Origin of the sequence: Streptomyces sp. NPDC012510 (assembly GCF_042955065.1) — a bacterium.
Taxonomy (GTDB): domain Bacteria; phylum Actinomycetota; class Actinomycetes; order Streptomycetales; family Streptomycetaceae; genus Streptomyces.
On record NZ_JBIBEN010000002.1, the window covers coordinates 1 to 17,594 of the forward strand.

Annotated in this window: 16 protein-coding genes; 7 read left to right on the forward strand and 9 right to left on the reverse strand. The window is 70.0% G+C overall.

The genetic code is table 11. From position 1 onward, the window contains the following. Both ACFY9I_RS02895 and ACFY9I_RS02900 read right to left on the reverse strand, forming a co-directional pair. Positions 1-81 (reverse strand): biotin carboxylase N-terminal domain-containing protein (locus tag ACFY9I_RS02895; protein ID WP_308434054.1); only part of this gene is annotated, 81 nt, incomplete at its 3' end. 284 nt (positions 82-365) lie between these two features. Then, positions 366-1,148, reverse strand: a complete 783-nt coding sequence (locus ACFY9I_RS02900) for a response regulator (RefSeq protein ID WP_390995780.1) — start codon at positions 1,146-1,148, stop codon at positions 366-368. A gap of 364 nt (positions 1,149-1,512) precedes the next feature. Between ACFY9I_RS02900 and ACFY9I_RS02905 the strand changes: the two genes are divergently transcribed. Continuing rightward, positions 1,513-2,193, forward strand: coding sequence for a ScbR family autoregulator-binding transcription factor (locus ACFY9I_RS02905; RefSeq protein WP_390995783.1), 681 nt, complete (start codon positions 1,513-1,515; stop codon positions 2,191-2,193). A 428-nt stretch (positions 2,194-2,621) separates the two neighbouring features. Next, complete coding sequence (locus tag ACFY9I_RS02910; RefSeq protein ID WP_390995786.1) at positions 2,622-3,911, forward strand: ATP-binding protein; 1,290 nt, start codon at positions 2,622-2,624, stop codon at positions 3,909-3,911. Positions 3,912-3,969: 58 nt separating this feature from the next. Here ACFY9I_RS02910 and ACFY9I_RS02915 read toward each other — a convergent pair whose 3' ends face one another. The 3 genes from ACFY9I_RS02915 to ACFY9I_RS02925 are packed head-to-tail and all read right to left on the reverse strand — an operon-like array spanning position 3,970 to position 7,258. Next, positions 3,970-4,695: an HAD-IA family hydrolase gene (locus tag ACFY9I_RS02915; RefSeq protein WP_390995789.1), complete on the reverse strand. Its 726-nt coding sequence runs from the start codon at positions 4,693-4,695 to the stop codon at positions 3,970-3,972. Then, positions 4,692-6,011, reverse strand: coding sequence for an MFS transporter (locus ACFY9I_RS02920; protein WP_390995792.1), 1,320 nt, complete (start codon positions 6,009-6,011; stop codon positions 4,692-4,694). Before ACFY9I_RS02920 ends, ACFY9I_RS02915 begins: the two co-directional genes overlap by 4 nt. Beyond that, positions 6,008-7,258 carry an NAD-dependent epimerase/dehydratase family protein gene (locus ACFY9I_RS02925; protein ID WP_390995795.1) on the reverse strand — a complete coding sequence of 417 codons (1,251 nt, stop codon included), beginning with the start codon at positions 7,256-7,258 and terminating at the stop codon, positions 6,008-6,010. The genes ACFY9I_RS02920 and ACFY9I_RS02925 overlap by 4 nt, the downstream gene beginning before the upstream one ends. 328 nt (positions 7,259-7,586) lie before the next feature. On the opposite strand from ACFY9I_RS02925, the gene ACFY9I_RS02930 reads away from it, so the two are divergent. After that, positions 7,587-9,047, forward strand: coding sequence for a trehalose-6-phosphate synthase (locus ACFY9I_RS02930; RefSeq protein ID WP_390995798.1), 1,461 nt, complete (start codon positions 7,587-7,589; stop codon positions 9,045-9,047). A 593-nt stretch (positions 9,048-9,640) separates the two neighbouring features. After that, positions 9,641-10,633, forward strand: coding sequence for a ScbA/BarX family gamma-butyrolactone biosynthesis protein (locus ACFY9I_RS02935; protein WP_390995801.1), 993 nt, complete (start codon positions 9,641-9,643; stop codon positions 10,631-10,633). 621 nt (positions 10,634-11,254) lie between these two features. Here ACFY9I_RS02935 and ACFY9I_RS02940 read toward each other — a convergent pair. After that, positions 11,255-11,902: a ScbR family autoregulator-binding transcription factor gene (locus ACFY9I_RS02940; protein ID WP_390995804.1), complete on the reverse strand. Its 648-nt coding sequence runs from the start codon at positions 11,900-11,902 to the stop codon at positions 11,255-11,257. A 293-nt stretch (positions 11,903-12,195) separates the two neighbouring features. After that, the gene (locus ACFY9I_RS02945) at positions 12,196-12,918 is read right to left on the reverse strand and encodes an HAD family phosphatase (protein ID WP_390995807.1); all 723 of its coding nucleotides are present in this window, start codon (positions 12,916-12,918) and stop codon (positions 12,196-12,198) included. Positions 12,919-13,103: 185 nt separating this feature from the next. On the opposite strand from ACFY9I_RS02945, the gene ACFY9I_RS02950 reads away from it, so the two are divergent. After that, positions 13,104-13,868 carry an SDR family oxidoreductase gene (locus ACFY9I_RS02950; RefSeq protein ID WP_390995810.1) on the forward strand — a complete coding sequence of 255 codons (765 nt, stop codon included), beginning with the start codon at positions 13,104-13,106 and terminating at the stop codon, positions 13,866-13,868. 362 nt (positions 13,869-14,230) lie between these two features. On the opposite strand, the gene era is transcribed toward ACFY9I_RS02950, so the two are convergent. Continuing rightward, complete coding sequence (gene era, locus ACFY9I_RS02955; RefSeq protein WP_390995813.1) at positions 14,231-15,193, reverse strand: GTPase Era; 963 nt, start codon at positions 15,191-15,193, stop codon at positions 14,231-14,233. 154 nt (positions 15,194-15,347) lie between these two features. Here era and ACFY9I_RS02960 point away from each other — a divergent pair, with 154 nt between their 5' ends. Together ACFY9I_RS02960 and ACFY9I_RS02965 are read left to right on the forward strand one after the other, a co-directional pair. Continuing rightward, positions 15,348-16,691: an ammonium transporter gene (locus ACFY9I_RS02960; RefSeq protein ID WP_390995816.1), complete on the forward strand. Its 1,344-nt coding sequence runs from the start codon at positions 15,348-15,350 to the stop codon at positions 16,689-16,691. Next, positions 16,688-17,026: a P-II family nitrogen regulator gene (locus ACFY9I_RS02965; protein WP_390995819.1), complete on the forward strand. Its 339-nt coding sequence runs from the start codon at positions 16,688-16,690 to the stop codon at positions 17,024-17,026. Before ACFY9I_RS02960 ends, ACFY9I_RS02965 begins: the two co-directional genes overlap by 4 nt. 83 nt (positions 17,027-17,109) lie before the next feature. Here the strand turns inward: ACFY9I_RS02965 and ACFY9I_RS02970 are convergent, their stop codons facing one another. Next, on the reverse strand, positions 17,110-17,586 hold the full coding sequence (locus tag ACFY9I_RS02970) for a hypothetical protein (RefSeq protein WP_390995822.1): 477 nt from the start codon (positions 17,584-17,586) through the stop codon (positions 17,110-17,112). Positions 17,587-17,594 lie beyond the last annotated feature (8 nt).

Consider the following 17,594-nt stretch of genomic DNA (forward strand, 5'->3'; position numbering starts at 1 on the left):
GCTCGCGATCCCGGCGTCCCGGCACGCCCGGGCGACGCGGACAGCGATTTCGCCTCGGTTGGCGATCAACACCTTGCGCACGATGGCTCCCTCTCAGACAGTCCGGATACCTTCGCTCACCCTCACCGGAGCGCGCTTCAGGGATCAACGCCCTTGAGTACAGACCTCGGTCAATTTCCTTGCCGTTTCGGTCGGCGAGCCGGCCGGGCCGACGGACCCAATGGACCCGACGGAACCGACGGACCCGACGGACCCGACGGCGAAGCGGACAGTCGGTTGCCTCAGGAGCATCGGTCGGTTTCAGGCGCGGTCGAGGTGCGACAGCGACCGGCGGTACGGACGCCTGGCCGGGCCGCGGCGAACGCTCAGGGATGGCCGAGCCGGAAGCCGACCCCTCGCACGGTGATGACCCAGCTGCTGGCCCCCAGCTTGCTGCGCAGGCTGCTGACATGCGTGTCGATGGTGCGCCCTGGCCGCGACCAGGAGTCGTCCCAGACCTGGGTCATCAACTGCTTGCGGGAGATGACCGTTTCGGGCTGGGAGGCCAGCAGGTGCAGCAGATCGAACTCCTTGCGCGTCACCTCGACGGACCGGCCGTCGAGGCGGATCTCACGAGTGCCGGCGTCGATCCTGAGCGGACCGCGCAGGATGACTTGTTCGAGGGGCTGCGGCCTGACCCTGCGCATGATCGCTTCCATCCGGGCCATCAGTTCGCGGAAACCATACGGCTTGACCATGTAGTCGTCCGCGCCGGCCTGCAGGCCCAGCACCCGGTCGAGTTCGGAGTCCCGAGCGGTGACGGCGATGACCGGAGTGTCGCAGGTGGCCCGGATACTGCGGCAGACCTCGAGCCCGTCCAGGTCGGGCAGATCGAGGTCGAGCAGGATCAGGTCCGCGCTCCGGTGTGCCTGCAGCGCCTTGGCGCCGGTCGCGACACTCTCCGCCCGGTAACCGTGCCGGCGCAGGCCGAGCACCAGGGAGTCGGCGGCTCGGTTCTCGTTCTCCACCACGAGGATCCGCAGCGCCTCCCGGCGGGGACGGGCGACCGGCTCCGACACTGGTGCGGAGGGGGCCGCCCCCGTCAGGGTCGCGGAGTCGTGGTTGCGCGGTATCCGCGGTGCCAGCAGGTCGGTCGGCTGCCCATCCATCGTGTCTCCCCCATGTCAGCGCACCAGGCGCATCCCAAGCTAGACGTTCGAATGGAAGATTACAAACCGCGTCGGCGGTTTGTCAACGTCCTGTGTCTCACCTGTGCCCCACCTGCACCCCGCCTGAACTTTGCCATCACCCTCGCTCGAATCACGACAGAAACGATGTATTTGCCCCTGTTTTCCCGGCTGTTCGTACACCCCTCCGCCAGCCCCACCGCTCACCCGGTTTGACCTCGCGTTCCGCCAAGCGGAATGATCGACACTCGGCCATTCGGGAATATGCGGCCCCACACTGGCAATAAAACCAGCATGCTGGTTTCATATATTCCCTAGGCAACACGTTCGCAACGGGAGCCAACCAGTGAGCAAACAGGAGCGGGCCGCCCGTACCCGCAACACTCTGATCCACTCGGCAGCCGAGCTGTTCGAGCGGCACGGCTATGTCAAAGCCAGTCTGGACGAGATCAGTTCGGGCGCCGGGGTGAGCCGCGGCGCCCTGCACTTCCACTTCGCGAACAAGGCTGCCGTGGCCGACGCCGTCGAGACGGCCGCCGCCCTCTCTCTACGCCGGGCGGCAGACGATGCCGGGCTGTTGCAGGTGAACGCCTTGCAGGCGCTCGTGGACCTCTCGCACGCACTGGCACACCTGCTGCACAGGGAGGTGGTGGTGCGCGCCGGATTCCAACTCAACTGCGACGCGGGACTCCACACCGACCTCAGCCTTCGTCGGCAGTGGCAGCGATGTGTGCAGAGACTCGTGGCACGGGCCGCGCGCGAGAAGGCGCTCGCGACGGGAGTGTCACAAGAGCGATTCGTCGCCCTCGTGGTGGCCGCCACCACCGGACTCGAAGTGCTGAACAGAGGCGACAGAAACTGGCTGTCCCACTATTCGCTCACGGGTTTCTGGCAGCTGCTGCTGCCGGCGGTAGCCGCGCAGCGCGCACTGGGCGAGCTCGATCCGAGCGGTTCGAACGCGGTACGCGACGGCACGCCGAGCACGGCAGGGCACCACGCACCCGTCATCGACGCGCAACCTCGCTGACGGCCAGGGCCCTCCCCCACAGGGCTCTGGCAACCCGCGCACGGTGACCGCGGGCGGACCAGCACGGTGACACAGACCAGCACTGTGACCACAGACCAGCACGGTGACCGCGGACCAGCACCCCGGCATCGATGACCAGCGCGTCGGCATCGATTTCGACGAAGAGGACCGCCGCAGTCGGCTTCGAGGCATCCACCCCATCGGACAGCGGAGGACGAGGTACCCATCAGGCCTCCGCAAAACCGGCCAACCGGTTTCGGTCAAGGGTGACTCCTCCCCAGGTCGGCTGGCCCGCGACGCGCGGACCCTGACGCCCCTGGGCTGCGGAAGCTTGACAAACAGGCACGCCGGTTTGTTATTTTCCCGTGCCCGCTCCCTCAACCTCAGTCCGCGGAGACCTCCGTCGGCATACTCGAACGAGGCTGATCATGGAGATACGACCTCTTCCGGCCGACCAGTCCGGGATCGGAATGCTGGAATCCTTCGTGGGCCGGGGATTCGCGGCCGCTCTGCAGGACGGCTTGAGACGGTCCGTCTCGCCATATGTTCCCGCCCTCCACAGCGGGACCGGACGCCGCTTCGAGCCACTGGAGCGTCGCGGTCTCACCCAACAGGACGTGTGCAAAGAGGATTTGCCCCACGGTGTGCTGCTGCCCCATGAGGCCGGTGCGATCCTTCGCCTCTTCGAGCACCGGCTGCACTCGGCACTCGAGTTCGACCGGGAACTCGCACTGGACACCTTCGCGGTACGGGCAGCACTGATCGCCTGCGCTCAGCGGATCCTCGAGGACGCCGGGGTGAAGGTCGCCGGGGCAGCCGCCGAACCCGCACCCCATGACCCTGATTCCACGGCCCCGACCCCGGAACTGACCTCCGCCGCGGGCAGCCTGCTGACCGAGTGCGTACTGCTCCACCTCCTGGCGGACACACACTCCACGCAAGCCGTCACCCGCGCGATCGCGCTGATCCAGCCGATCGGCAGGGCCGTCCGCAGGCTGAGCGCCGCCCCGTCCGTGCCGGCCGGCTCGGACGGCGACCTGTGGCACGAACGGCGCAGGCTGGCCCGTGAGATGCACGACGGGCTCGACACCAATCTCTCCGTGGCACTGCGCCGCCTCGAACTCCGGGCGGAACACGACGACGACCCCGACGGGCATCTCGCCGCCGCCGGAAGCTGTCTGCGCGCGGCACTTGGCCATGCGCGGGACCTGGTCACCGGCCTGCGCGAGGAGACCGCGGTCCCGCCGCTCGGAGAAGCGGTCGAATCCTTCACCGCGCAGGCGGCGCCCGACTCGGTCCGAGTCACCTTCTCCGCCACCGGCGCCGAGCGTCTCGTACCCGATGCCTCGCGGCGTCAGCTCTTCCTCGCCGTACGCGAATGCCTGCGCAACAGCTTCGAGCACGCGGGGGCCGACGAGATCACGGTGACCAGCCGTGTCACGCGCCGCTGGACCCATGTCCGAGTGAAGGACAACGGCACGGGTTTCGACGCCGGCGGCATCGGCTCGCTCATGCGTGACGGCAACGGACTGCGCTGTATGTCAGACCGCATCGCGGAGATCGGCGGGCGCATCACGGTCGACAGCGTGCCCGGCGAGGGAACCAGCATCGACATCCATCTGCCGCTCCACCTACGGCCCCGGATACGTCAGGCGTCCCATGTGACGGGCCACGACGACCGCACGTCATGCCGGTCGGCCCCCGGTTCGGGGTGCTGAGGAGTTCGGCGCGCCGTGGCCGCCCCCAGAACACGGTGTGACGAGAACCCGAAGCCGCTCAAAGGGCTTCGTCATCCCTCCCGAGCAGGTCGAGGACCGCGGCCAGCCCGCGTGGACGGTACGGGCTCCGGTCGGCCGGGAGGATGTACGCGGGGATGCCCGCGGCCGTGGCCGCGCCGTCCCGTGCCGCGTCGTCGCCCACCATGAGGGCATCGCCCGGCATCACCCCCAGTCGGTCGCAGGCGGCGCGGAAGATCGCCGTGTCCGGCTTCTGGATACCCACTTCGCAGGAAAGGACGAAGTCCGCCACGAGACCGGTCAGACCGGACCGGGCGAAGGAGCCGCGTATGTCCCAGCCCGTGTTGCTCACCACGGCCGTCGGAATGCCCGCCTCGTGCAGTGCGCTCAGCACGCCGGGGGTGTCGGGGTAGGGACGCCAGCCGTCCGCCGCGATCACACAGTCGTAGAACGCCTCCGCGATCAGGGTGTCCCCGCCCACCGCCGATGCGGCAAGGCCGGTCCACACCCTGCGGTGCCGCTCGGCCGACAGGTCCGCCCTCGCGCGCCGCGCCTGCCCTTCGGGCGAGTCGACGGCCGCCAGGATGCCCGCGCACAGCTCCCGCGCCCGTGCGGTACCCAGCTTCCGGTCACGTACGGCGCATCGGGCGACCAGGCGGTCGGCCGTGATCACCGAGGTGTCGTCGAACAGTGTGCCGGAGAAGTCGAAGAGGACGGCCCGCGTGGGCCGCCGTGCGATGCCGTGCCGTGCGGCCCACGCGCTCACCGGCCGAACTCCTTGAGCAGCGGCAGCGAGGCCACCAGGACGAGAGCGCCCAGCACAAGGCACAACAGGGGCAACCCACCGGCCGTGAGCAGGGGGCCGGCAAGGCCGAGCGTCCCGGCGACCGCGCCCACACCCATGACCGATTCGCCGATCCCTTCCGCCCGGTGACGGCCCGCGCCTCGGCTGCGCTGGATCATCAGCGCGCTGCCGCTGATGAGATGGAGATTCCAGCCCAGGCCCAGCAGCAGAAGTCCCGGCACGGCGGTCCAACTGCTGCTGGTGCCCGCGGGTGCGATCAGCGGCAGGGCCAGGAGTTGGACGCCGGTGCCGAGCAGCGCCACGCTCCCGGCGCCGACACGGTCGCACAGTCGGCCCGAAAGGGCCGACGGGCCGAACATCAGCGCGACATGACCGGCCACCAGCAGGCCGACCGTGTCCAGTGGCCAGTCACGGTCGTGCAGGTGTACCGGTGCGACGCCCATCGCTGTCACCATGACCAGATTCGCCACGCCCAACAGCAGCAGTACGGGAACCGCCGCACCCCTTCGACGGCCGTCCGAAGCCGTGTTCTCGTCCGCCCCGGCGGCGCGATCCGGCGCCGACGCACCCCCGTCCGGGACGTGCTCGGCGGCCCGTGAGGCGGCGTTCGACAGCCGGAAGTGAAGCCGCAGGGTCAGGAGGGCAGCGGCCGGGAAGGCGAGGGCGGCCAGCAGGTACAGGCCCGTGATGTCCGGCAGTCCCAGGGCTCGCGCCACGGCGCCCGCGGGGCCCAGAAGCGCAGGACCGCCGACCGCCCCGACGGTGACCGCGGTCATCGCGGTGCTCATGGCGCGTGCGGTGTGTCCGGCGGGCGCGCTGTCGGCGGCCACGTACCGGCCGAGCATCACGGCGTTGTTGCCGGTGCCGAGCAGCAGACTGCCGAGGAGCAGCGCTGTGGGGCTGGTGAGAGCGGCCGCGACGATCACCAGACCGGCGCCCGCTGTGGCCAGGGCGTATCCGGCGGCCAGTCCCGCGGCCCGTCCGTGCCGGCGCATCGACGCCGTGAGCGGCGGCGCGGACAGGGCGGATCCCAGTACCAGGAGTCCGAGCGGCAGCGCCGCATAGGCCGCGGAACCCAGTACGTCCTCGGCTGTCAGCGCTCCGGCCGTTCCTCCGGCTGCCAGTCCCAGCGCGCCCACGGCCTGCGCGGTGAGCAGAGCCCTGGAGACGCGCGGTGCCCGTGTTCCGTCCGGCGCCATCCGTTCGGCGGCGATGTCGGGCGCGGCCGCGGCCGACCGCCGTGCGTCGCCCGCCGGCCCGGTCCACCGGGTCGTCACAGGTCCTCCCCCGCCGTCTGCAAGGAGGCCGCGTGTTTGCGGAACAGGTCGTCGATCCTGAGGTGTTCGGGCGTCATGCCGGCGCGGTACGGCTCGGTGAGCCTCGTGATGCGCCGCACCGAGTCCGGTGCCGCGCCGGCGATCGCGTGGTTCAGCAGGCCCCAGCCCAGCGCGTCGAAGACACCTCGTATCTCGTCCTCGACGGTCGAGTGGGCGCACAGCCGGGCCAGGCGCTCGAAGCCCGCGCGCAGTTCGGGAGTGAGCTGCGGCCGGCCGGAGGCGCAGTCCACGTCACCGCCGGGCTCGGAGTGCGCGTTCGGCGCCTCCAGACTGTTGATCAGGGGGCTCAGATCACCGGAGTAGTGCGGGTCGTACAGGCCGGGGTAGGGCTGCTCTTCGTAGCCGGGCTCGTATCCGACGACCCGCACGGGCACGGCCCTGCCCTGTTCGGCCACTGTTCCCAGTGCCAGGTCCAGCAGGCTCACGGGCCAGCCCAGGTCATGGATGGCGTACAGCCGGAACTCCGCGTCGGCGGGCGCCAGCGCGGCGGTGAGGAGCAACTGGGCCGACTCGCGCGCTGACTGTACGTAGAAGGAGGTGTCCCTGCCGTGCAGGCGCAGCGGTTCGCCCCTGCTGCACCAGTCACGGAAGCGGGAGAGGACGATCGCGTTGTCGACGACGTGCGTGAAGCGGACGGCTGCGCCCGGCAGGACTCCGCGCGCAGCCGCGTCGGCGACGAGCCATTCCCCGGTGCGCTTGCTCTGGGCGTAGACGTCGCTGGTGTAGGGCCGCAGGGCCTTTCCTGTGGAGGCGTACACCAGTTGTCCGGTGCCCGCGGCGGCACATGCCTCGATGACATGTGCGGTGCCGAGCACATTGGTGGTGATGGTGAGCGCGGCCTCACGTTCGGCCAGGCCAGGGTCACGCTGCGCCGCCAGGTGAAAGACGAGGTCGGGCCGGACCCGGCGCAGGAGCGCGGTCAGCGCGGAGCCGTCGCGAATGTCGAGGCGGTGGTACTCGGTGGCATCCGGCAAGCGGGGCCGCTCCTCCAGGCCCACGCCGACGATGCGAGCCGGGGCGTAGGGGCGGAGTTCACGCAGCAGCGCCCGGCCGATGCAGCCTGCCGCTCCGGTGACCAGGATGGTGCGGTCACCGATTCGCCGACGCAGGGCTTCATCGGGCAGTCGGATCGTCCGTTGGCGTACGGCCAGATAGTCCTGGAAGGCGGACAGGCTCTGCGCAGACACGTCATCAGGGTCCACCGGGTCCAGTCGGTCACCCGTGGAGTCGACCATGGGGTCCATGCGGCACCTCGCGTTTGTGGGGAGCTGTGCTCCGAACGCAGGTGAGCGTAGAGGCGACGCGGGGCGGCCCGCCATGGACCTTCCCAGGCCCTGAACGTCCCGGTCGAATCTCTGATGATTCTTGTCCTTCCTCTGTCAACTCCACTTCCCACAAGGCCTGTTGAGCCTGCCTACACTCTCACCCCAGACCCTCCGCACCACGTGCGACGTCATCGCGGTACGGAGCGTGGTCAGCGGCCGGGGGGAATCCGACCGGAGGGGAACCAAGACGATGGACACAACACAGCGGGGCCACGCCGAGCTGGTGATCGCCTCCAACCGTGGCCCGGTCGAACGGCGCACGGACGCCGACGGGCGGGTGGCGGCGCACCGGGGATCCGGCGGGCTGATCGCCGTGCTCGGCCCGGCGCTCGCCTCGCACGGCGGGGTGTGGGTGGCAGCCGCCCTCACCGACGAGGACCGGGCCACCGCCCGAGAACTGCGCGCACAAGGGCGTCTCGACGTGGTCGACCTGCCCGAGGGGCCGATCGGCGTACGCCTGATCGACTTCGATCCTGCCGACTTCGCCGGCTTCTACCGCACGGTCTCGACCGAACTGCTGTGGTTTCTCCAGCATCATCTGTCCCCCGGTGGGACACCGATGACCTTCGACGCGGAGCTTCGGGCGCACTGGGACGCGTACCGCCGCGTCAACGACGCGTTCGCGACCGCGTGCGCCGAGGCCGCCGCGCCCGGCTCCACCGTGCTGCTGCAGGATTACCACCTCACACTGGCCGCACGGCGGCTGCGGGAGCTGCGCCCGGATCTGCGCAGCGCGCACTGCACGATGACGCCGTGGGCGGATCCCTCGCACTTCGCCCGGCTCCCGGACGACGTACAGCGTGAGCTGGTGAACGGCCTGCTCGGCGCGGACCTGGTGTGCTTCCTCGTGCCGCGCTGGGCCGAGGCGTTCATGTCCTGCTGCGAGCGGCTGGGTCTGCGTGTCGACCGTGCGCGGCAGGTGGTGTGCGGTCCGGACGGGCGGTGGTCGCGGGTGCGCTGCTTCCCGGTCGGCGTGGACGCGGCGTCCCTGCGGAGTCGGGCCGCGGCGCCCGATGTGGTCGAGCACGAGCGGCGGTTGCGTGCCCTGGTCGGCGATGCCCAACTGGTGGTACGGGTGGACCGGATGGAGCCGTCGAAGAACATCGAGCGCGGCCTGGAGGCGTACGCCCGTTTTCTCGAGCAGCATCCCGAGCGGCACGGACGTGTGGTGCATTTCGTGCTCGCCTATGCCTCGCGCGGTGAGGTGGCCGCGTACCGCGACCTGGCGGCGCGGGTCGAGTCGCTGGCCGCCGGGATCAACCAGCGCTTCGGCACGGACCGCTGGCAGCCGATCGTGCTGGAGACCCGTAACGACTTCGGTCGCGGACTGGCGGCGATGGCGTTGGCCGACGTGATGGTGGTCAACCCTGTGCGGGACGGGATGAACCTGGTGGCCAAGGAGGCCGCCGTGCTCAGTCGACGCGATCTGGCACTGGTCCTGTCCCGGCACACGGGCGCGGTCGACGACCTCGCCGAGGGGTGTGCGGTGGTGGACCCCTTCGACATACAGGAGTTGGCGAACGCCATCGCCGAGGGCCTCGCTCTGCCTGCGGCCGAGCGGGCGGTGCGGCTGGAGCGCCTGCGCAAGGGGGCGGTCGCCCTGCCTCCCGAGCAGTGGCTGAAGGAGGTACTGGCAGCGCTGGCTCCGTGACGGGCGCGGCCAAGTGGCCCACCCCTTGCCAACAAACCGAATGGACGGTTTAGTAAGCGCTGCCTACGGGCGGATCAGCGCCAAGCCGCCGGGCGCCGCACAGCCCCGCACACGCTTCCCCTTCGACCGCTCCGCCGCAGCTCGGGAGACCTCCCGAAGAGCGGCAGCCCTCTCCCGCTCGCGTGCTCGCGCACCTCGCGCCCCACTCGAAGCGGAGCCTCGGTACGACCCGTCCGGGCAGCCCCCTGTTCGGCGTTCGAGGGAGGCGCGACCAGGGCGTTCAACGGCTTCGAGCCCAAGGGAGGCCGTGCCCGACCCGCACCGCCCCGACCCTCCGCACGGCTGAAAACGCACGTTTCGCAGCGAGGCGGGCGGCCTGGCACCAGCCGTGCCTCATGGAGGATCCAGAGGTCAAACCGTCCGTGTGTGAGCCGAGGCACAGGACTGCCGCCTACGGGGAACAAGCCGTTCGCCGTCCCGCACGGCCCGGAATCACTGATACCGCTAGAAATTAAACCGGGTGGTATGTATCTTCACAGACCTGAGGTACCCACACATCTACGTCGCACGTCGCGACCCAGGGGGAAGACAACATGTCTGCGAGTACCTTCCGCGTCGAACATCCGATACCCGGCGCACGTCCCACCGAGGAGGGCGACGTGACGTCGGCGCGCGTCGCCGTGCCGCACTTTCCTACCCTGACCAGCACTGTTCCCAAGGAATTGGTACATCGCGCCAGCGTCGCCGAGGTGATGCTCACCGACTGGCAGCGCAGGGACGACACTCAGTTCACCGTGGCCGCCCAGTGGCCCCGCCGACACGGTTTCTTCGACACCATCGACGGCTGCCACGACCCGCTGCTCATCGCGGAAACGATCCGTCAGGCCGGGATCCTGTTGGCGCACGCGGAGTTCGGCGTTCCGCTCGACCACCAGTTCCTGATGTGGGACCTCGAAGTCGGCGTCAGGCCCGAGCACATGCTCGTCGGGGCCACGCCGGCCTCCCTCGACATCGCGATCTCCTGCATGAACATCAAGCGCCGGGGCGCCAGTCTTTCGGGGTGTCACTTCAAGGCCGTGATCCGTCGTGACGGTGAGGTGGCCGCGACCGGAGCCGCCACCTTCACCTGCACTTCCCCGGCCGTCTACCGGCGCCTGCGTGGCGCCCGGATCAAGGACGGTGTCCCCGTGGCACTTCCACTGACGAGCCCGACGGCACCGCAGACCGTCGGCCGGCTCTCTCCCACCGATGTCGTCCTGTCCCCGGTGCCGGAGCCTGACTGCTGGCAGCTGCGCGTGGACACCCGGCACCCCGTGCTCTTCGACCATCCCGTCGACCATGTGCCGGGCATGGCGCTGTTGGAGGCCGCCCGGCAGGCCACGTCGGCGTTTCTGGGGCGCGCCTGCCTGCCGGTCGGCATCACCACCGAATTCATCCGCTACGCGGAACTCGACGCCCCCTGCCTGATCGAGGTGTGTTCCCTGCCACGGCACTCGGACGGCGGGGAACGCGTGCTGGTCACCGGCCACCAGGACGGCAAACTCGTGTTCAGTTCCGCCGTGACCGTGGCGCCTGCCTCGGGCTGAACGGGTCGGCCGTTCCCATGGCTTCGGGCAGTGCGCCCGGGCCGCCCCCGGGATCCGACCGTGCTCCCCCGGAGCGGCACACCCCACGCTCCGGGCCGGCGCACGGCTCCACCGGTTCCGCAGGCGCCGCCTCTCCCCCTGTCCGCCGGTGTTCAGCCGGACGCGCGCGGAGGGCGGCGCCTCTCGCCAAGTGCCCTGCCCCGCAGTGCTCGGCGGCTGACAGCGGTCGTCCGCCGAACCGTCGGGCGTGGGTCACGGGGCCGGGGAAAGGGAGGGCACTCACGGCAGACGCGCGGGCACGCGGTGCCGGTAAACAGTGAGGCATCGGGCCAGGGCGAGGGCGAGGCCGACGTGTGACAGTGACCGGAGCCGACCGCCGGCCGCGCGTCGCCGGTCGCCGGTCGCGGGTCGCTGCGTCGGACATCGCGACGCGGATGCCTGTCGGAACCCGCGTCGTTTCCGTCGCTTCCAACACCGTGCACAGGCCGACACCGGTCCGGCCCGGGTGCTCTCTCCGGCGACCTAGGGGGTGTTTTGAAAGTCCCGCACAGCACCCGCGGTGGACTTTCAAAACACCCCCTAGAGCACCCGGCAAAGAGCGGGGGCACCGACCGCACGGCGTCAGGCCGGCGCTGGCACCAGGGCGGTCGCTTCACGGATGAGGCGCTCTCCGCGGTCTGCGGCCACGTCCAGCCGCATCAGGACCGCGGGCGAGGCGATGGAGGGCAGCAGATGCTGCAGCAGAACCGAGACCCGGTTCTCGATGTCGTCCAGGCTGGTCTCCAGCTGGGCATAGAGCTGAACCCCGTTGAACGCGCCGACCACCAGCTCGGCGACCTCGCGCGGCACCAGGTGGGGCAGGGTCTCACCCCGCTGGTGGGCTTGGGTCAGGATGTCCGTCAGCATGCCGACCCACAGCGGCCAGGCGCTTCCGTAGTGCCTGCGGCCGGCGGGGTCGGCGGAGAGCCGGGCACCGGCCCGCAGAACGGGATCGAGCCGCAGCCGGTGGGCCACCGACATGGCGACGTCCACCATCTCCTGGAGCTTGATGTCCTGTTCGGGCACTCGCTGGTTCGTCTGGACTTCCAGAACTCCTCTGGCCAGTGCTTCCTTCGAGTCGAAGTGGAAGTAGAGCGCGCCCTTGGTCACTCCGGCGATCTTGAGGATGTCAGCGACCGTCGCCGCCGTGTATCCGTGCTCCGCGAAGACCGCCGCGGCGGCCTCCAGCACGGCTTGGCGGGTCCGGACAGCTCGCTCCTGCTGGGCCACTGGCTTCCTCCTCCACTCGACGTACTCCGCATTAGCGAAGAAAAAACCGTCTAGGAGGTACTGTACTCATGGTTGAAGGGCTCTACCAGCATCCCCGGCGGCTCTTACTCTCTTCACACTTCGCAGGCCCGGATGCGCGCCCCCTCTCCGCCCTGGCAGAACCACGCTGGTGCGGGGCCCGACGCCGCCTGTCGAAGCACGGCGCACCCCTGCCACCAGGGAGAACCGCGAGGCGCGCCAAAACATCCGGAGTGCTGGTTTCCGCAGCCGGCCGGCCATCGGGCCCGGCCGTGTCACGCCATCACGGGGACAAGTCGGCCGGAAGGTTCGGTGTCGGAGCGCCACAGTCGGCCGTGGGCGGCCTCGTCGTCGACGGTCCGCAGCATCTGCTCGTCGATCGCGTCGAGAGAGCCGACCATGTGTCGCACCCCGGCCTCGTGCATCAACTGCCGCTGGAAACTGTGGACGTAGGTGGTCGGATGCCCGATGAAGGCCGCCCCCAGTGTCCGCGCGACCTCGGCCACACGGGCCACGTCGTCGATGAAGAGCGCGCGGTCGCACGGGAGCCCGAAGACGTCCTCCGCGATCTCCCGCACCCCGGGACGGAACGCGTTGGTGCACACGTACCCGGGCCCGTCGAAACAGGCGGCGAGGGGGGCCAGGTACCGGTCGAAGTGGGCGCGCTGCAGGCCGCCGTAGCACACCAGGGACGCACCGGTGGCGCGCAGCCGCTCCAGCAGCCTGTCGGCGCCCTCGAGGACCCGCACGGGATGCTCCTTGAGGTACTCCTCCCGCTCCTCGAAGTACGCCTCCACGACCTCCTCGGGCGTCGCGCCCGCCACACCCAGTGCCGCGGCGGCCCGGAGCTGGGACTGCGACAGCACGGTCCGCTCCAGTTCGGCCGTGTAGCGGCCGCCGCGGCCGACCACGAACCGGTGGATGACCGGGCTGAAGGTGTCGTTCAACAGAACTCCGTCGATGTTCACCGCGATCAGACGCACATGCCGGAATGCCACCGGGACCACCTTGGGTCGAGCCGCACGGATGCGGGAGCTGGTGTTCGGGCGACGAGGATCATCACCACCGCTATTATTAAACCGGGCATGCGGTTTTTTCAAGACGCGGCCCGGCGGACCGGGCCGACGGAGATACCTCGGCACGACGGAACTCGAGGGAACACGAGAGAACACGGGGGAAGACGATGGCAGCACTGAACGGCAGAACGGCTCTGGTGACGGGTGCGGGGCGGGGCATCGGCCGGGCCATCGCCCGCCGCCTGGCCGCTGACGGCGCGCTGGTCGCCGTGCACTACGGAAGCGACGAGGCCTCGGCCCGTCAAACCGTCGAACAGATCACCCACGGCGGTGGGCGGGCCTTCCCCGTGCAGGCCCTGTTCGGGGTGCCCCACGACATCCGCGGGCTCTACGAGCGGTTCGACTCCGGTCTCGAGGAACTGGGCGAGCCGATAGCCCTGGACATTCTGGTCAACAATGCGGGCTTCAACATCCGGGGCGGCGTGGCCGACGTCGGCGCGGAGGACTTCGACCGGCTCATGGCCGTACACGCGAAGGCGCCCCTGTTCCTGGTGCAGCAGGGTCTGCGGCGGCTGCGAGAGGCAGGCCGCATCATCAACATCAGCTCAGCGGCCACCCGTGTGAGCTTCCCTTCCTCCCTCGCGTACTCCATGGCCAAGAGCGCCCTCGACGCCCTCACCCGCACGCTCGCCAAAGAGTTGGGGGCCCGGCGGATCACGGTGAACTCCGTGGCACCGGGCTTCGTCAAAACAGACCTGAACAGGCGGCGCTGGTCCACGCCGGAGGACGAGGCCGCCCACGCCGCGCTCTCCGTGTTCGACCGTATGGGACAGCCGACGGACGTCGCGGACATCGTGGCGTTCCTCGCCTCGGACGACGCCCGCTGGATCACGGGCCAGTGCATCGACGCGTCCGGCGGCACGGGCCTGTGAGCCGGCGCCGCAGGCTCGGCCACCCGGGACCGGGTTCCCACCGGCATGCCCCTCGGCGACCACGGTCGGCCTCACCGGCCCGGCCACGGTGTGCCCACCCTCGCGGTCCTCGTGGACCCAGGGCCAGGCGTCGCGGGGCGGACGGGAAGGTGACGACAGGCCTCAGGGGGTGACCGCAGCCCCACGGTGGACCAGGCCTCAGGGGGTGACCACAGCCCCACGGTGGACCACGCCTCAGGGGGTGACCACAGCCCCACGGTGGACCACACCACGCGGCGTGCGCGCACCCCCTCGGGCGGCCCGCTCGTCCGGTGCCGGCCGTGGAACGACCGGCGATCGGTCGGCGACCCGCGCCGCGCCCGTCAGAACCCCAGCTTCCGGAGCTGACGCGGGTCCCGCTGCCAGTCCTTGGCGACCTTGACATGGAGGTCGAGGAAGACCGGCGTGCCCAACAGTGCCTCGATCTGCTTGCGGGACTTGATACCGACCTCCTTCAGGCGCTTGCCCTTGGGGCCGATGATGATGCCCTTCTGGCTGGGGCGCTCGATGTAGACGAAGGCGTGGATGTCGAGGAGCGGCTTGTCGGCGGGGCGGTCCTCGCGGGGCAGCATCTCCTCCACGACGACGGCGATGGAGTGCGGGAGCTCGTCGCGGACACCCTCAAGGGCCGCCTCACGGATCAGCTCCGCGATCATGACCTGCTCGGGCTCGTCGGTGAGGTCGCCCTCGGGGTAGAGGGCGGGACCCTCCGGGAGGAGCGGAACGAGCAGGTCGGCCAGCAGATCCACCTGCTTGTCGGCGACCGCCGAGACGGGCACGATCTCGGCCCACTCGAAACCCAGCTCCTTACCGAGCTGGTCGATGGCGATCAGCTGCTCGGCGAGCACCTTGCTGTCGACGAGGTCGGTCTTGGTGACGATCGCGATCTTCGGCGTCTTCTTGATGGACGCCAGTTCCTTGGCGATGAACCGGTCACCGGGGCCCAGTTTCTCGTTGGCCGGGAGGCAGAAGCCGATCACGTCCACCTCGGCCCAGGTCGTGCGGACCACGTCGTTCAGCCGTTCGCCCAGCAGGGTGCGCGGCTTGTGCAGGCCCGGGGTGTCGACCAGGATCAACTGGGCGTCCGCGCGGTGCACGATGCCCCGCACGGTGTGCCGGGTGGTCTGCGGCTGGTTCGCCGTGATCGCCACCTTCTGGCCGACCAGAGCGTTCGTGAGGGTGGACTTGCCCGCGTTGGGGCGGCCCACGAAGCAGGCGAAGCCGGCACGGTGGGCGGCCTCGGCCGGCTGCTCGGATGACTGGGTACGGACGCTCATGGCGCCCATTCTCCCTGATCGCCGAAGCCCCGCCGCACCCACCACGGAACGTGAGCTTTCCGAAACCCCCACGCAACGAAACGTCACGGAAACACATGCGTACGCTTCCGGAAACGCAGGCCGATCACCCTCTGACGAGCCCCCGCCCCGTTGGAGAAAGGCCGTGCCGCCCGTGACCCCCGCCGCGCCACTCGCCACCCCCCTGGCCTCACAGGCCGTCGACACCGGCGACACCGCCTGGCTGCTCGCCGCCACCGCTCTCGTCCTGCTGATGACCCCGGGCCTGGCCCTCTTCTACGGCGGCATGGTCAGGACCAAGAGCGTCCTCAACATGCTGATGATGAGCTTCGTCTCGATCGCGCTGGTCACGGTGGTGTGGCTGGCCGCCGGGTATTCGCTGGCCTTCGGGGACGACGCCTTCGGCGGTCTCATCGGCGGCCTCGAACACCTCGGCATGAGCGAGGTGGGGCTCGCGAGCGTCCACGGCACGGTCCCCACCCTTCTCTTCGCCACCTTCCAGCTGACCTTCGCGATCATCACGGCCGCGCTGATCAGCGGTGCGATCGCGGACCGGGCGAAGTTCGGGGCGTGGCTGGTCTTCGTGCCCGTGTGGGCGCTGCTCGTATACGTTCCGATCGCCCACTGGGTGTGGGGACCCGGCGGCTGGATCCTGAGCGACCTCGGCGCCCTGGACTTCGCGGGCGGTCTGCCCGTCGAGGTCACCTCCGGTGCCTCGGGCCTGGCGCTCTGTCTGGTCCTCGGACCGCGGCTCGGGTTCAAGAAGGACGCCATGCGGCCGCACAACCTGCCGATGGTGATGCTGGGCGCCGGCCTGCTCTGGTTCGGCTGGTTCGGCTTCAACTCCGGCTCCGCGCTCGGCGCCAACGCCCTGGCCGCCGCCGCGTTCCTCAACACCCTCGCCGCCGGCTGCACCGGTCTCCTCGGCTGGCTCTTCGTCGAGCAGAGGCGCGACGGTCATCCGACGACCCTGGGCGCGGCCTCCGGCGCGGTCGCCGGCCTCGTCGCCATCACCCCGTCCTGCGGCTCGGTCTCGCTGCTCGGCGCGCTGGTCATCGGCCTGGCCGCCGGTGTCGTCTGCTCCTACGCCGTCGGCTGGAAGTTCAAGCTGAACTACGACGACTCGCTCGACGTCGTCGGCGTCCACCTGGTCGGCGGCGTCATCGGCACCGTCCTGATCGGCGTCTTCGCCGTCAGGTCGATGACCGGCGGCGCCGACGGCCTGCTGTACGGCGGCGGGCTCGCCCAGCTCGGCAGGCAACTGGTGGCCGTGGCCGCCGTCGGGGCGTACGCCTTCCTCGTCACGTACGGCATCGGCAAGGCGATCGACAAGGTGCTGGGCTTCCGCGCGGAGGAGGAGCACGAGCACACCGGCCTCGACCTTACGGTGCACGCCGAGACGGCATACGATCACGGCGTCCTGGGCCACGGCGCCCCGGTCACCTCGTCCCCCGTTCCCTCCACGCAGAAGGCCAAGGCCCAGGCATGAAGCTCATCACCGCGATCGTCAAGCCGTACCGCCTCGACGCGGTCAAGACCGCCCTTCAGGAGTCGGGCGTGCACGGACTGACCGTCAGCGAGGCCAGCGGCTACGGCCGGCAGCGCGGCCACACCGAGGTCTACCGGGGCGCCGAGTACCAGGTCGACCTCGTCCCCAAGGTCCGGATCGAGATCATCGTCGAGGACGCCGACTCCGACGCCGTCATCGAGACGATCGTCAAGGCCGCCCAGACCGGGAAGATCGGCGACGGCAAGGTGTGGGCGCTGCCGGTGGAGACGGTCGTGCGGGTGCGCACGGGCGAGCGGGGCCCCGACGCGCTGTGAGACACGGAGTCGGGTGAGGGGTGGTACCGCCGGATCGCGGTACCACCCCTCACCCGTTCGCTCAGGTGCGGTGGGACGGCGGATCAGTCGAACACGAACGGCCCCGGCGACTGCGGTCCGCTCGCCGTGCAGCTCACGGTGATGCCGAAGACCACCATCTGCAGGGAGCCGCCGTACGCCTCCAGGCTGTCACCGGGGGCGACGGTACCGGTGAGCGGGCCGACGACCATGCCGTCACCGGCGGCCAGGGCCGGGTTCTCGGTGCCGGTGAAGGACGTCGTGCCGCCGCCCGCCTTCACGAAGGTGAGCGTGGAGCGGATGGAGTCCTCACCGAGGGCGATCGGGGCGGTGATCTCCTCGGAGGAGAGGGTGACCGTGGCCGTCGTACCGCTCTGCGTGGCCGTGAGCGTGGCCGCGCCGGAGCCGCCGATCGTGCAACTGGCGTTGATGGTCGCGGTCTGAGGAGTCACCGCGAGGGCGGTCGGGGCGAACGCGAGGCCGGTGACGGCCAGCGCCCCTGCCGCGAGCGCCGAGCCGACTCCGAGTCGTGTGCGTTTCATGGAGCGAA

Excerpts from the sequence above, each read along its gene's own strand:
- era (WP_390995813.1), bottom strand. The coding sequence starts at position 15,193 with ATGGGCGCCATGAGCGTCCGTACCCAGTCATCCGAGCAGCCGGCCGAG.
- ACFY9I_RS02930 (WP_390995798.1), top strand. The coding sequence starts at position 7,587 with ATGGACACAACACAGCGGGGCCACGCCGAGCTGGTGATCGCCTCCAAC.
- ACFY9I_RS02910 (WP_390995786.1), top strand. The coding sequence starts at position 2,622 with ATGGAGATACGACCTCTTCCGGCCGACCAGTCCGGGATCGGAATGCTG.
- ACFY9I_RS02900 (WP_390995780.1), bottom strand. The coding sequence starts at position 1,148 with ATGGATGGGCAGCCGACCGACCTGCTGGCACCGCGGATACCGCGCAAC.
- ACFY9I_RS02965 (WP_390995819.1), top strand. The coding sequence starts at position 16,688 with ATGAAGCTCATCACCGCGATCGTCAAGCCGTACCGCCTCGACGCGGTC.
- ACFY9I_RS02950 (WP_390995810.1), top strand. The coding sequence starts at position 13,104 with ATGGCAGCACTGAACGGCAGAACGGCTCTGGTGACGGGTGCGGGGCGG.
- ACFY9I_RS02935 (WP_390995801.1), top strand. The coding sequence starts at position 9,641 with ATGTCTGCGAGTACCTTCCGCGTCGAACATCCGATACCCGGCGCACGT.
- ACFY9I_RS02970 (WP_390995822.1), bottom strand. The coding sequence starts at position 17,586 with ATGAAACGCACACGACTCGGAGTCGGCTCGGCGCTCGCGGCAGGGGCG.